The sequence below is a fragment of the Agromyces ramosus genome, assembly GCF_030817175.1.
In the GTDB taxonomy this organism is placed as follows: Bacteria; Actinomycetota; Actinomycetes; order Actinomycetales; family Microbacteriaceae; genus Agromyces; species Agromyces ramosus_A.
In genome coordinates, this window is the sequence record NZ_JAUSYY010000001.1 from 2,561,462 (window position 1) to 2,573,818 (window position 12,357).

Genomic DNA, 12,357 nt, shown 5'->3' on the forward strand with positions numbered 1-12,357 from the left:
CTCGACCGGCCGGCGTGCACGACCGACAATGGACATGAAGGAGTAGGGAGAAGCGAATGACCCGCACCATCGCTGCAGTCGTCCTGCTCGGGCTGTTCGTCGGGGGGCTCCCTGCCCAGGCTGCGGCCGAACCGGTCGATGACGGGGCGGACATCGAGATCGGCGTTCTCATCGAACCCCGCGCCGACTGCGCCGACGTGCGGCCGCCCTGCCGCTGCGACGCCCTGGGCACCCCGACGCTGCCGCCGGGCCTCGCCAAGAAGCTCATCCTGCCACGGGGGCAAGCCAAGAAGGCGACGCTGCCGCCAGGACAAGCCAAGAAGGCGACGCCGCGCGACTGGTGCGCGCCCCGCCCCGCCGGCGCGTCGATTCAGGGGTCGAACGAATAGGCTGGTGCCGTCGGCGCGCCGGTGCGCGCTCGAATACGGCGCGTCCGCGCCCGGGGACGAATCAGCGGCGAGGGTTCCGCAAGGCAGGAGTTCGGTGGTGAGCGACATCGAGACCGGGGAGCGCCCCGAGAAGCTCGGCATCCGCGAAGTCGCCGCGCTTGCCGGGGTGTCGCACATGACCGTCTCGCGCGTGCTGAACGGGCACCCGAACATTCGGCCGGCCACCCGCCAGCGCGTCCTCGACGTCATTCAAGAGCTCGACTTCAAGCCGAACAGCGCGGCACGGGCGCTCGCGACGCAGCGCACCCAGCGCATCGGCGTCATCGTCGACAGCTCGGTCGAGTTCGGCCCGACCAGCACGCTCCGCGGCTTCGAGCTCGCCGCGCGATCGAGCGGCTACTCGGTGGCGTCCGTGGCGATGCAGGATGACGTGAGCCTCACGCCCGAGGGGGCGGCGGGCCATCTCATCGCCGAGGGTGTGGATGCCCTCTGCATCGTGGCCCCGCGCTCCTCGTTGGTGTCGGCGCTGCGCCGCATCTCGATCGACGTGCCCGTGCTCGTAGTCAAGGCCGCGAAGGACCCGAACTTCCTCACCGTCAGCGTCGACCAGCAGCTCGGCACGACGCTCGCAGTCGACCATCTGGTGTCGCTCGGCCACCGCGACATCCTGCACCTGGCGGGGCCGCTCGACTGGCTCGACGCCCGTGGCCGGGAGCGCGCGTTCCACACGCGCATCGAGCAGTGGGGACTGAAGGCGCGGCCGATCGTCGTCGGCGACTGGACCGCCGACTTCGGCTACGACTACGCGATGGGCCTCAAGGGCTTGCCCGAGTACACGGCGATGTTCGTGGCGAACGACGATATGGCTTTGGGCATCGTGCACGGCTTCCACGATCGCGGCATCCGGGTGCCCGATGACGTCAGCATCGTCGGGTTCGACGACCTGCCGCTGTCGCGGCACTTCATCCCGCCCCTCACGACGGTCAGGCAGGACTTCTACGCGCTCGGCATCAAGGCGATGGAGGTGCTGCGCGCGGCACTCGAGGGGCGCGAGATCCCGCAGCGCTCGAAGATCCCGAGCGAACTCGTCATCCGCTCGTCGACCGCGCCGCCGAGGGCATCATGACCGCGAAGGACGCCTCGACGCGGCCGGTCGTCGAAATGACGGGCATCACCGTCGAGATCGACGGCACCACCGTGCTGCACGACATCGACCTGCGACTGTTCGCGGGGGAGGTCCACGCCCTCATGGGCGGCAACGGTGCGGGCAAGTCCTCTCTCGTGAAGGCGCTCACGGGCGCGTACCGCATCGACCGCGGCGTGGTCAGGATCGACGGGGAACCGGTCGTGCTCTCCGGCCCGGCAGCGGCCGAGGCGGCGGGCATTGCGGCCGCGTTCCAGGATGTCGACCTGTGCGGCAACCTGTCGATCGCCGAGAACGTGATGATTGGTCACGAGGAGCGCCGCTGGTACGGCATCTCGTGGGCTCCGACCAGGCGAAGGGCCGTCGCCGCGCTCGACGAGCTCGGGCTCGGCCACCTCGATCCGCGACAGGCGGTGTCGACGCTCCCGCCCGCGATCCAGCAGCTGGTCGCCATCGCGCGGGCGATGGTCACCCACCCAAAGGTGCTCGTCCTCGACGAACCGACGTCGAGCCTCGACGCCGACGAGGTGGCCACCCTCTTCCGTGCGCTGCGGAGGCTGCGCGACCATGGCATTGCGATCCTCTTCGTCTCGCACTTCCTCGAACAGGTCTACGCGATCAGTGATCGCATCACTGTGCTGCGCGACGGCGTAGGGCAGGGCGAGTACTCGACTCGGGAACTCGATCGTGCCGTGCTCATCGCGAAGATGATCGGCAAGGATCTGACCGAACTGCGCCGTATCGGGTCCGAGCGGCGTGCCCACCGCGCTGACCCGACGGGGGAGCCCGTCTACCGGGCGATCGGCGTCGGTCGACGCGGCGAGTTCGAGGCGACCGACCTCGAGTTGCACCGCGGCGAAGTGGTCGGCTTCGGCGGCCTGCGCGGCTCGGGGCGGAGCGAGCTCGGCCAATTGCTCGCGGGCGTCGCGCGCCGCGACTCGGGCACGATCCGCATCGACGGCCGCGACGTCGCACTGCGCAACCCTGCGGCGGCGCTGCGACGCCGCATCGCCTTCGCGAGCGAGGATCGCCGCGACGGCGGCATCATCGATGAGCTGAGCGTGCGCGACAACATCATCCTGGCACTGCAGGGCATCCGCGGGTGGGCGAGGCCGATCTCCCGCGCCGAGGGCGATGCGCTCGTCGAACGCTTCACGGAGTCGCTCCTCATCGTCGCGCCCGGTCCCGATGCCCCGGCGCGCCAGCTCTCCGGGGGGAATCAGCAGAAGGTCCTGCTCGCGAGGTGGCTCGCCACGAGGCCGCATGTGATCGTGCTCGACGAGCCGACGCGCGGCGTCGACATCGCGGCGAAGGTCGAGATCCAGGCGCGGGTGGCCGAGATGGCCCGCGATGGGGTGGCCGTCGTCTTCATCTCCTCCGAGTTCGACGAGGTCGTGCGTTTGAGCGACCGCATCGCGATCTTCAAGGACCGCCGAAAGATCGGCGAGGTGAGCAACGGCCCGGGGCTCAGCGTCGACACGATCATCGAGATGATCGCGGCCGACGACGAGGACGACGCGTAGTCCCTCGTCCGGGGACGCTCAGCGACGTTTCTGGAATGTTATGTTTCCGGGAACAGTTTTGCTTGCTTTGCAGACTTTGTTCCCGGTAACATCGCCCGTGCGGCACGCATCGAGTGCTCTGCAATCACCAGAAGTCCGCGGAGCGGACCAATGCCGGCGCAACCGTGCCGGATCTCAAGGAGGAGATCTCATGTCAGTTCAGAGGCGATTCGCGAAGTTCGTCGGCCTGGCGGCCGTCGGCGCGATCAGCATCAGCCTCGCCGCGTGCTCGAGCGGCGGCGGTGACGGCGCGTCAGCCGGCGAGGGTGACGGCGACCTCACCACCGTCGGGTTCGTGGCGGTCGGTCCCGAGGGTGCGTGGCGAGAGGCCAACGAGAAGAACGTCCAGGAGACGTTCACCGAGGACGCCGGCTTCGAGCTGAAGTACGCGCCAGCCACGAACCTCGACCAGAAGTCGCAGATCGACGCGTTCACGTCGTTCGTCGACGAGGGCGTCGACGTCATCCTGCTCTCTGCCACCGAGGCATCCGGCTGGGAAAGCTCGCTCGAGCGTGCGCAGGAGGCGGAGATCCCCGTGATCCTGCTGGACCGCGGCATCGAGCCCGACGACGACAGCCTCTACGTCACCCGCATCGCGCCCGACAACGTCGAGGTTGCGAAGGAGGTCGGCGCGTGGGCCGTCGAGCAGCTTCCCGGCGGCGGCAACTACATCACCCTCGAGGGCCCGGCGGGCGTCGGCGTGGTGAACGAGCGCAATGAGGGCTGGGATGCCTCGGTCGACGGCTCGAAGCTCGTCGAGGTCGCCGCGCAGACCGCGAACTGGTCGGCCGAAGAGGGCAAGAGCGTCACCGAGACGTTGCTCAAGGCGAACGGCAACAACATCCAGCTGATCTTCGCGCAGAACGACGAGATGGGTCTCGGCGCCGCGCAGGCGGTCGAGGAGGCCGGTCTCACGCCGGGCGTCGACGTCAAGATCGCCACGATCGACGGCACGCTCGCCGCGATGGAGGCCCTTGCCGCCGGCCAGCTCAGCTACGTGCACGAGTACAACCCGCTGTTCGGCGAAACTGCGCTCGACGTCGTGAAGAAGACTCTCGATGGCGAGTCCGTGGAGTCCTACATCATCGTGCCGAGCGAGGAGTTCGACTCCGCCGAGGCGGCGCAGGCCGTGCTCGCCGACCGCCAATACTGACGGTCACGTCGCCGCGGCACGCTGCGGCGAACAGCACCTGCGATGCGGGGCCGGCTCCCACAGCGGTCCCGCACCGTCATATCCAACGGCCGATCGCAAGACGTGATCGGAGGACAGAATGCGATTGTCATGAGTGAAGCACTGCCCATCGTGGAGATGAGCGACATCTCCGTCGAGTTCCCGGGCGTCAAAGCACTGGACGGCGTGGACTTCCGCCTCTTCCCAGGCGAGGTCCATGCGCTGATGGGCGAGAACGGCGCGGGCAAGTCGACGCTGATCAAGGCCCTCACCGGCGTCTACAATATCGACGGCGGCTCGATCGTCGTCGCGGGCCAGGAGCGGCAACTCCACGGCACGCGCGACGCGCAGAGCGCCGGCATCTCGACGGTCTATCAAGAGGTCAACCTCGTCACCAACCTCACCATCGGCGAGAACGTGATGCTCGGCCACGAGGTTCGAGGCGCGTTCGGCGTGAATTGGCGGGCCACCCACGAGGCCGCCACCGACGCTCTCGCCCGGCTCGGGCTCGAGTATCTCGACACGCACAGGCTGCTCTCGACGCTCTCGATCGCGATGCAGCAGCTCGTCGCGATCAGTCGCGCGATGGCGATCAAGGCGAAGGTGCTCATCCTCGACGAGCCGACCTCGAGCCTCGATGCCGCCGAGGTCGAGGGGCTCTTCCAGGTCATGCGGTCGCTCCGCGAACAGGGCGTCGCCATCCTGTTCGTCTCGCACTTCCTCGACCAGGTCTACGCCATCAGTGACCGCCTGACCATCCTGCGCAACGGCCGCTACGAGGGCGAGTACCTCACGCGCGAACTCGACCGCCACGGGCTGATCTCCAAGATGATCGGCAAAGACCTCAGCACGCTCTCGTCGCTCGGCGGTAACCGCCGCGCCGAGGAGCGCGACTACGCCGCCGAAGAGCCGCTGTTCTCGGCGAAGGGCATCGGCCGTCGCGGCTCCATCGAGCCTACCGATCTCGACATCCACCGCGGCGAGGTGATCGGCTTCGCCGGCCTGCTCGGCTCGGGCCGCACCGAGCTCGCGCGCCTGCTCTACGGCGCCGACCGCACCGACGAGGGCGAGATCACGCTGCACGGCGCGCGCGCCGACATCAAGAGCCCGGCCGACGGCCTCGGCAAGCGCATCGCGTTCTCGACCGAGAACCGTCGCGACGAGGGCATCATCGGCGACCTGACCGTTCGAGAGAACATGATCCTCGCGGTGCAGGCCGAGCGCGGATGGGCCCGACCCATCCCGCGCAAAGAGCAGGACGAACTCGTGGAGAAATACATCACCGCGCTCAACGTGCGGCCCGCCGACCCGAATCGGCTGATCAGGAACCTGTCGGGCGGCAACCAGCAGAAGGTGCTGCTCGGCCGGTGGCTGGCGACGAAGCCAGAGCTGCTGATCCTCGACGAGCCGACGCGCGGCATCGACGTCGGCGCGAAGGCCGAGATCCAGGAGGCGGTCGCAGAGCTCGCCGAGGACGGCGTCTCGGTCGTCTTCATCTCCTCCGAACTGGAGGAGGTCGTTCGGCTCAGCGAGCGCATCATCGTCCTGAAGGACCACCAGAAGATCGGCGAGATCGTGAACGGCCCCGAGGTCACCGCCCAGCAGGTCGTCGACGTCATCGCCGCGCACGGCGTCGAGGCAGCGGTCGAGAATGGCATCATAAGTGCCGAGGCTCAACACCCGACTGATACATCGCACCCGACCGGGGCCCCGCACGCGACCGCGCCCGCGTTCGCTGCGACGGAGGAGGAATCATGAGCACCGCTGCTCGATCGTCTTGGCTGCGCGAGCTCATCCGCAAGCCGTTCTTCTGGGGGCTCATCGCGATCGTCGCGCTGCTCGCCCTCAACGTGGTCAAGGACCCGAACTACCTCGCGTTCTCGGTCAATCCGACGAACGGCAACCTGGTCGGCAACCTGATCGACATCCTGCGCGCGTCGGCGCCGATCCTGATGATCGCGGTCGGCATGTCGCTCGTCATCGCAACCGGCGGCATCGACCTCTCGGTCGGCTCGGTGATGGCGGTCTCGGGCGCGGTGTCGATGGTGGTCATGAAGGACGCCGGCCAGTCGGGTTCGCTCGGCGTCGCGCTCGGGGCGATGGGGCTCGCCCTGCTCGTCAGTGCGGTGCTCGGTGCTGTCAACGGGGTGCTGGTCGCCTACGTCGGTCTGCAACCGTTCATCAGCACCCTCATCATGATGCTCGCGGGTCGCGGCATCGCGAAGGTGATCACCGAGGGCCAGAACACCTCCGCCTCGAACGAGGCGTTCCGCTGGATCGCAAACGGCTTCCTCGTCGGCGTTCCCGTGGTGTTCCTCTTCGCGATCGCCATCGTGATCGTCGTCGGCCTGGTCGTGCGCCGCAGCGCACTCGGACTCATGATCGAGGCGATCGGCATCAATCCGAAGGCGAGCCGCATGGCGGGCATCAGGCCGAGCGGACTGCTGCTCACGGTGTACATCCTCAGCGCCGTGCTCGCGGGCGTCGCCGGCATCATGTCGGTCGGCACGGTGATGACGGTCGACGTCTCTCGTACGGGCTATCAGATGGAGCTCGACGCGATCCTCGCGGTCGTCATCGGCGGCACTTCGCTCTCGGGGGGCAAGTTCTCGATCGGCGGCGCCGTCGTCGGTGCCCTGCTCATCGCCACCCTCGACAAGACCATCGTCTTCCTCGGCATCTCGTCGTCGGCCACCCCGGCGTTCAAGGCGATCGTGATCGTCGTGCTGTGCCTCCTGCAGTCCGAACGGGTTCGCAGCTGGTTCGTGCAACGCCGCAAGCCCCCGCAGGGGCGGATGACATCGAGCCTGGCTCCGGTGAAGCAGGAGAACCAGGAGGTGACGGCATGACCGCCGTGCAGACCCCGCGGGTCGACTCGTCGGCCGAGGCATCCGCAGTCTCGAAGCTCGTCGAGCGGGTGAAGCGGGTCGTTTCCTCGAACCCGTCGGTGCTGCCGACCGTTGCGGCGATCGTGATCTTCGTCGGCATGGTGATCTATGGCGAAGTGGCCTACGGCCGCATTGTGCAGTACAACACGCTGTCGAACCTGCTCATCAACAACGCGCACCTGATCATCCTTGCGGTCGGGATGACGTTCGTGATCCTCACCGGCGGCATCGACCTCTCGGTGGGCTCGGTCATCGCGCTCTCGAGCGTCGCCGGCGTGATGCTCGCGAACGCCGGCTGGAGTCCGTGGCTCGTGATGCTGCTGATGGTGCTCATCGGCACGGCGTTCGGCCTCGCCAGCGGCATCCTGATCCAGTACTTCAACGTGCAGCCGTTCATCGCGACGCTTGCCATGATGTTCCTCGGCCGAGGACTCGCGGCGCTGCTCAGCACGCAACCCGAGCGCCTCGCCGACGATTCGCCGATCCTCTGGCTCGGCGAGCAGTTCAAGGTGATCGACGGCGAGAAGGTCAACGACGTCGTCGTGACGCCGGGGGTGATCATCGCCCTCGTGGTGGTGCTCGTCGCGTTCTTCCTTCTGCACCGCACTCGCACGGGCCGAACGGTGTACGCGATCGGCGGCTCCGAGAGCTCCTCGGCGCTCATGGGCCTCGCAGTGCCGCGCACGAAGGTGCTGGTGTACGTCATCAGCGGCACGCTCGCGGGCCTCGCCGCCGTCGTCTACACCTCGCGTCTCGGTATCGCGCAGAACATCACCGGCATCGGCTGGGAGCTCGACGCCATCGCCGCGACCGTGATCGGCGGCACGCTGCTGACCGGCGGTTACGGCTACGTGCTCGGTTCAGTGGTCGGCGCGCTCGTGCTCGGCCTCATGAACGTGCTGATCACGCGCGACGGCGGCATTCCGCCCGAGATGACGACGATCATCACCGGTGGCATCCTGCTGGTCTTCGTGCTGTTGCAGCGCGCGGTTACGTCGAAGCGGCATACTTAGCCGCCGGGCTCCGCGTCGTCACGACGGCCGGCACAGTGAAGGGCCGGATGCCTCGAGGCATCCGCCCTTCGTCGTTCACACGCGAGGTGTGCGACCCCATCAGTATGCGCGGGCGAACTGCGCCGCGTCGGCGCCGGCGCCGGCGCCCGCCGTCGCGAGCGGGCTGCAAGCCATCTCTGGGTCCTGCTCCGGCCTCGGCTACGCCGCCGAGTAGTCGGGCAGCTGCTGCAGGGTCCAGCGGTTGCCGTCGGGGTCCTTCAGTGTGATGAACCGGCCCCACGCCTGCTCGTCGACCCCCTCGGCCTCGACGCCCTTGGCGCGGAGCTCGGCGAGCACGGCGTCGGCGTCGGGGATGACGACCTGGATGACATCGAGCGTTCCCGGCTCGATCGCACTGCCGAGCCCCTCGCCGATCGCGATCGAGCACGCCGAGCCGGGCGGGGTCAACTGCACGAAGCGGAGGTTCTCGTTGACGCGCTGGTCGTGGTCGGCGTTGAAGCCGAGCTTCTCGACGTAGAACTCCTTCGCGCGGTCGACGTCGGTGACGGGCACGAAGATGAGCTCGATCTTCCAGTCCATTGGTGTCTCCATTCTGAGCGGTCGGTTCATCGTGACTCTCTCACTGCCCGGTGACAATATGGAACCCATGGCACTGCACATCACGGGAGACCCCAAGGCCGACGAGTTGCTGAGCGACGACGCATTCGCGTTGCTGACGGGCATGCTGCTCGACCAGCAGGTGCCGATGGAGACGGCGTTCGCGGGGCCCGAGAAGATCCGCGAGCGCGTCGGCGCGATCGACCCGGCCACGATCGCCGGCTACGACCCCGAGGCGTTCATCGAGGTGTTCAAGCAGCGGCCGTCGGTGCACCGCTTCCCCGGCTCGATGGCGGGCCGCGTGCAGGCGCTCGCCGAGGCGGTGCAGAGCGACTGGGGCGGCGAGGCATCCGCCATCTGGACCAAGGGTCACCCCGACGGCGCCGAGGTGCTGCGCCGGCTGCAGCAGCTGCCGGGCTTCGGCGAGCAGAAGGCGAAGATCTTCCTGGCCCTGCTCGGCAAGCAATGCGGACTTCAGGCGAGTGGATGGCGCGAGGCCGCCGGTCACTACGGCGACGAGGGCGCGTTCCGCTCGGTCGCCGACATCGTCGACGCCGAGTCGCTCACGAAGGTGCGGGCGACGAAGCAGGCGGCGAAGGCCGCCGCGAAGTCGGCCAAGGCCTGACGCCGGCGGGCGCGCATCCCCCGCCCGCGGCATCCGCTCAGTCGACCAGGAACTCCGCGATCGTCAGGGCCATCTGCTTCGGCTCCCACGTGTGCTCGGCCGCCGGGATGGTGCGCAGCTGCGCGTTCGGCAGTGTGGCGACGATCGACTCGGCGGCGGGCACCATGAAGTCGAGCGTCTCGTCGCCGATGAGCGCGAGGGTCGGCTGCGTGACGTCCGCCAAGAGCTCGGCACGCGGGGCGCTCTGCGTCCACGCGAGTACCTCGGCATCGGGCTCGAGGCTCGGCCCCATCGCCGTCATGATCGGCCAGCCGGGGCCGGCCTTGGCGCCCTCGAGCCACTCGCGCGGCATGTCCTTCATGAAGTACTCGATGGTCGCGTCGCCGTCGCCCGCCGCGATGCGCTCGCGCAGGCCCGCGAGGAACTCCGCCCCGTCGCCGCCGAGCTCCTCGCTGAGTGGCACCTCCCACAGCACGAGCTTCGAGATGGGCATTCCGGATGCCGCCGCCGCGAGCGAGATCGCACCACCCGACGAGCTGCCGAACAGTGCGACCGCGTCGTCGGCGCCCTCGGTGACGTCGGCGACCAGGGCACGCAGGTCGTCGAGCGTCTGCTCGAGGGTGATCGGGGGATCGGCCGGGCTCTCGCCGCGGCCGCGCCGGTCGTAGTGCACGACCGTGAAGCCGTGACTCGCGAGCGCCGTCGCCATCTCGGTGGTCGTGGGGTCGAACGCGCGGAACTGCATCGCCCCGATCACGAGGATGACCGGCGGTCCGGATCCCACGCGGTCGAACGCGATGCGCGTGCCGTCGGCGGATGTCACGTATTCGGTCATCAGAGTCCTCACTCCCCGTTGGGGGTCAGGCTACCCAGCACGTGCGACGGCCGCATCCGTCGGCGCGTGCTCGGGTCGCCGCGGGGGACGAGTCGCCGAGAGTGCGCGTCGTGTCGCTTCGGCGTCCGCGAAGCGACACGACGCGCACTCTCGATGCGCCCGCGGCAGCCGCGGGCGGCTGTCGGGGCGAGGCGCTAGGTTGCTGGCATGAACACGCGGGCGACGTCGCGGGCTGGGAGGGCGGCGTGAACGGGGCCGATCCCGACGGCTGGTCGGGCGTCGCGGCGAGCTGGGCCGAGCTCTGGGGTGGCTTCGCCGATCCGGCCAGACGCGCGCTCGTCGCGCACGCGGGCATCCGTGCCGGAATGCAAGTGCTCGATGTCGGATGCGGCAGCGGCGAGTTCCTCGCCCTGCTCACCGGGCTCGGGGTCGAAGCGGCCGGGGTCGACCCGGCGCCGGGAATGGTCGCCGTCGCGCGGCGGGCGCTCCCGAACGCCGACGTCCGCGAGGGCGACTTCAGCGCGCTCCCCTGGCCGGGCGCGACCTTCGACGTGGTCACCGCGGTGAACGCGCTGCAGTTCGCGGGCGACACCGATGCGCGAGTGGCGGCGCTCCGCGAGGCCGTGCGGATGCTGAAGCCGGGTGGCCGCATCGGCATCGCGAACTGGGCCGAAGACGCGGTCAACGACCTCGACACCGTCGAGGCCGCGGTCGCCCGCGCGGCGGGCGAAGAGCCGACGCCTGGTGGCGACTACCGGCGTGCGGGCGGGCTCGAGGCGCTCTTCGCGAAGGCGGGTCTCACGGTGGATGCCGCGGGGCTCGTCGAGACGCCGTGGCGCGTGCCCGACGACGAGACGCTCGTGCGCGGCGTGCTGCTCGGCGAGGATGCGGCGACCATGGCCTCCGTGCGCGACGTGGTGGTCGGAGCCGCGCGTCCGTTCCGCACCGCGGGCGGCGGGTACCTGCTGCGCAACGCCTTCCGCTACATCGTGGGACGCGACCGTCAAGCCGGCGACGACTGAGCGCGCGCGAGCGACGCGCAGCGCGCGGCATCCGCCGGAATGTCGGTGGGTGGCATCGTTGGAGTCACAACACCATATGTAGGGGTCGGCGGGCCGAAACGGCCCAAGGGCTCGTGCCGGGCGACACGCCGCGACACGCCCGGCATCCGTCCACAGGTCGAGATTCTTCGAACGAGGCACCTGTGGATAACCCGAAGACGAGGCCCGAGAATCCGCCGATCAGCGCAGCGCGAGTTGTTCACAACCGGTGGAAAACCCGGTGGATAACTACACGAATGTAACTACATCATGTTGTGGCAGTCGAGTTCCACAGGCACTAGATGTAGTATTAGAAGTCCAGTGAGGTACTGGGGGCGAGCTCCCTCGGGAGCCCGGAGAACGAGGGGAAAACAATGACGGTAACGGTTTACACCAAGCCTTCCTGCGTCCAGTGCAACGCGACCTATCGCGCCCTCGACAGCAAGGGCATCGAGTACGAAGTGCTCGACCTGTCTGTCGATGAGAACGCCCTCGCGCAGGTCAAAGAGCTCGGTTACCTGCAGGCGCCGGTCGTCATCACCGACGAAGGCCACTGGTCAGGATTCCGCCCCGACAAGATCGACGAACTCGCCTCACGCCTCGCATAGCGGCCTTCCGGCCGCTCGGGGGAGTCGGCCGGAAAGAGAACGCAGCGCGAAGGATGAACCATGACGAACCTGGTGTATTTCTCGAGCGTCTCGGGAAACACGAAGCGTTTCATCGGGAAGCTCGGCCGCCCGGCGGCCCGCATCCCCCTGTATGCGCGTGACGAAGCGCTTCGGGTCGACGAGCCGTACGTGCTCGTCGTTCCGACCTACGGTGGCGGCGACGGGCACGGCGCGGTGCCCAAGCAGGTCATCCGCTTCCTCAACGACCCGCACAACCGTGAACTCATCCGCGGCGTGATCAGCGCCGGCAACACCAACTTCGGTACGGCCTTCGGCCTCGCCGGCGACATCATCGCCGCCAAGACCGGGGTGCCACACCTCTACCGCTTCGAAGTATTCGGAACCCCTGACGACGTTCGCGCCGTCGACGATGGATTGGACGCATTTTGGCGAACTCAGCAGCTACAGACGGTGTCGCAGTGATC

13 protein-coding genes are annotated in these 12,357 nt (G+C 68.3%); 11 read left to right on the forward strand and 2 right to left on the reverse strand.

The genetic code is table 11. From position 1 onward, the window contains the following. The first annotated feature begins 56 nt into the window (after positions 1 to 56). From QFZ26_RS11990 to QFZ26_RS12020, 7 genes are all read left to right on the forward strand, one after another. Positions 57 to 389, forward strand: a complete 333-nt coding sequence (locus QFZ26_RS11990) for a hypothetical protein (protein WP_307042375.1) — start codon at positions 57 to 59, stop codon at positions 387 to 389. 97 nt (positions 390 to 486) lie between these two features. After that, entirely contained in the window at positions 487 to 1,515 is a 1,029-nt protein-coding gene (locus tag QFZ26_RS11995) for a LacI family DNA-binding transcriptional regulator (protein ID WP_307042378.1), read from the forward strand. After that, the gene (locus tag QFZ26_RS12000; protein WP_307042380.1) at positions 1,512 to 3,056 is read left to right on the forward strand and encodes a sugar ABC transporter ATP-binding protein; all 1,545 of its coding nucleotides are present in this window, start codon (positions 1,512 to 1,514) and stop codon (positions 3,054 to 3,056) included. The genes QFZ26_RS11995 and QFZ26_RS12000 overlap by 4 nt, the downstream gene beginning before the upstream one ends. A 190-nt stretch (positions 3,057 to 3,246) precedes the next feature. After that, on the forward strand, positions 3,247 to 4,248 hold the full coding sequence (locus QFZ26_RS12005) for an ABC transporter substrate-binding protein (RefSeq protein WP_307042382.1): 1,002 nt from the start codon (positions 3,247 to 3,249) through the stop codon (positions 4,246 to 4,248). Positions 4,249 to 4,377: 129 nt separating this feature from the next. Continuing rightward, the gene (locus tag QFZ26_RS12010) at positions 4,378 to 6,024 is read left to right on the forward strand and encodes a sugar ABC transporter ATP-binding protein (protein WP_307042383.1); all 1,647 of its coding nucleotides are present in this window, start codon (positions 4,378 to 4,380) and stop codon (positions 6,022 to 6,024) included. Beyond that, complete coding sequence (locus tag QFZ26_RS12015) at positions 6,021 to 7,115, forward strand: ABC transporter permease (protein WP_307042386.1); 1,095 nt, start codon at positions 6,021 to 6,023, stop codon at positions 7,113 to 7,115. The genes QFZ26_RS12010 and QFZ26_RS12015 overlap by 4 nt, the downstream gene beginning before the upstream one ends. Next, on the forward strand, positions 7,112 to 8,167 hold the full coding sequence (locus QFZ26_RS12020; RefSeq protein WP_307042388.1) for an ABC transporter permease: 1,056 nt from the start codon (positions 7,112 to 7,114) through the stop codon (positions 8,165 to 8,167). Before QFZ26_RS12015 ends, QFZ26_RS12020 begins: the two co-directional genes overlap by 4 nt. Positions 8,168 to 8,365: 198 nt before the next feature. Here the strand turns inward: QFZ26_RS12020 and QFZ26_RS12025 are convergent, their stop codons facing one another. Next, positions 8,366 to 8,746 carry a glyoxalase superfamily protein gene (locus QFZ26_RS12025; RefSeq protein WP_307042390.1) on the reverse strand — a complete coding sequence of 127 codons (381 nt, stop codon included), beginning with the start codon at positions 8,744 to 8,746 and terminating at the stop codon, positions 8,366 to 8,368. A 67-nt stretch (positions 8,747 to 8,813) separates the two neighbouring features. Between QFZ26_RS12025 and QFZ26_RS12030 the strand changes: the two genes are divergently transcribed. Next, positions 8,814 to 9,389 (forward strand): HhH-GPD-type base excision DNA repair protein, encoded by a 576-nt coding sequence (locus tag QFZ26_RS12030; RefSeq protein WP_373460717.1) that lies wholly within the window; start codon positions 8,814 to 8,816, stop codon positions 9,387 to 9,389. A 37-nt stretch (positions 9,390 to 9,426) separates the two neighbouring features. Here QFZ26_RS12030 and QFZ26_RS12035 read toward each other — a convergent pair whose 3' ends face one another. Continuing rightward, the gene (locus QFZ26_RS12035) at positions 9,427 to 10,224 is read right to left on the reverse strand and encodes an alpha/beta fold hydrolase (RefSeq protein WP_307042394.1); all 798 of its coding nucleotides are present in this window, start codon (positions 10,222 to 10,224) and stop codon (positions 9,427 to 9,429) included. Positions 10,225 to 10,469: 245 nt separating this feature from the next. Between QFZ26_RS12035 and QFZ26_RS12040 the strand changes: the two genes are divergently transcribed. From QFZ26_RS12040 to nrdI, 3 genes are all read left to right on the forward strand, one after another. Continuing rightward, a complete protein-coding gene (locus QFZ26_RS12040) occupies positions 10,470 to 11,246 on the forward strand; it encodes a class I SAM-dependent methyltransferase (protein ID WP_307042396.1) in 777 nt (258 codons plus the stop codon). Positions 11,247 to 11,638: 392 nt separating this feature from the next. Further along, complete coding sequence (gene nrdH / locus QFZ26_RS12045) at positions 11,639 to 11,872, forward strand: glutaredoxin-like protein NrdH (RefSeq protein ID WP_026481845.1); 234 nt, start codon at positions 11,639 to 11,641, stop codon at positions 11,870 to 11,872. A gap of 60 nt (positions 11,873 to 11,932) precedes the next feature. Then, a complete protein-coding gene (gene nrdI / locus QFZ26_RS12050) occupies positions 11,933 to 12,355 on the forward strand; it encodes a class Ib ribonucleoside-diphosphate reductase assembly flavoprotein NrdI (RefSeq protein ID WP_307042399.1) in 423 nt (140 codons plus the stop codon). Positions 12,356 to 12,357 lie beyond the last annotated feature (2 nt).

Coding starts and splice junctions, on each gene's coding strand:
- QFZ26_RS11990 (WP_307042375.1), top strand. CDS start 57: ATGACCCGCACCATCGCTGCAGTCGTCCTGCTCGGGCTGTTCGTCGGG.
- QFZ26_RS12000 (WP_307042380.1), top strand. CDS start 1,512: ATGACCGCGAAGGACGCCTCGACGCGGCCGGTCGTCGAAATGACGGGC.
- QFZ26_RS12005 (WP_307042382.1), top strand. CDS start 3,247: ATGTCAGTTCAGAGGCGATTCGCGAAGTTCGTCGGCCTGGCGGCCGTC.
- QFZ26_RS12010 (WP_307042383.1), top strand. CDS start 4,378: ATGAGTGAAGCACTGCCCATCGTGGAGATGAGCGACATCTCCGTCGAG.
- QFZ26_RS12015 (WP_307042386.1), top strand. CDS start 6,021: ATGAGCACCGCTGCTCGATCGTCTTGGCTGCGCGAGCTCATCCGCAAG.
- QFZ26_RS12020 (WP_307042388.1), top strand. CDS start 7,112: ATGACCGCCGTGCAGACCCCGCGGGTCGACTCGTCGGCCGAGGCATCC.
- QFZ26_RS12025 (WP_307042390.1), bottom strand. CDS start 8,746: ATGGACTGGAAGATCGAGCTCATCTTCGTGCCCGTCACCGACGTCGAC.
- QFZ26_RS12030 (WP_373460717.1), top strand. CDS start 8,814: ATGGCACTGCACATCACGGGAGACCCCAAGGCCGACGAGTTGCTGAGC.
- QFZ26_RS12035 (WP_307042394.1), bottom strand. CDS start 10,224: ATGACCGAATACGTGACATCCGCCGACGGCACGCGCATCGCGTTCGAC.
- nrdH (WP_026481845.1), top strand. CDS start 11,639: ATGACGGTAACGGTTTACACCAAGCCTTCCTGCGTCCAGTGCAACGCG.
- nrdI (WP_307042399.1), top strand. CDS start 11,933: ATGACGAACCTGGTGTATTTCTCGAGCGTCTCGGGAAACACGAAGCGT.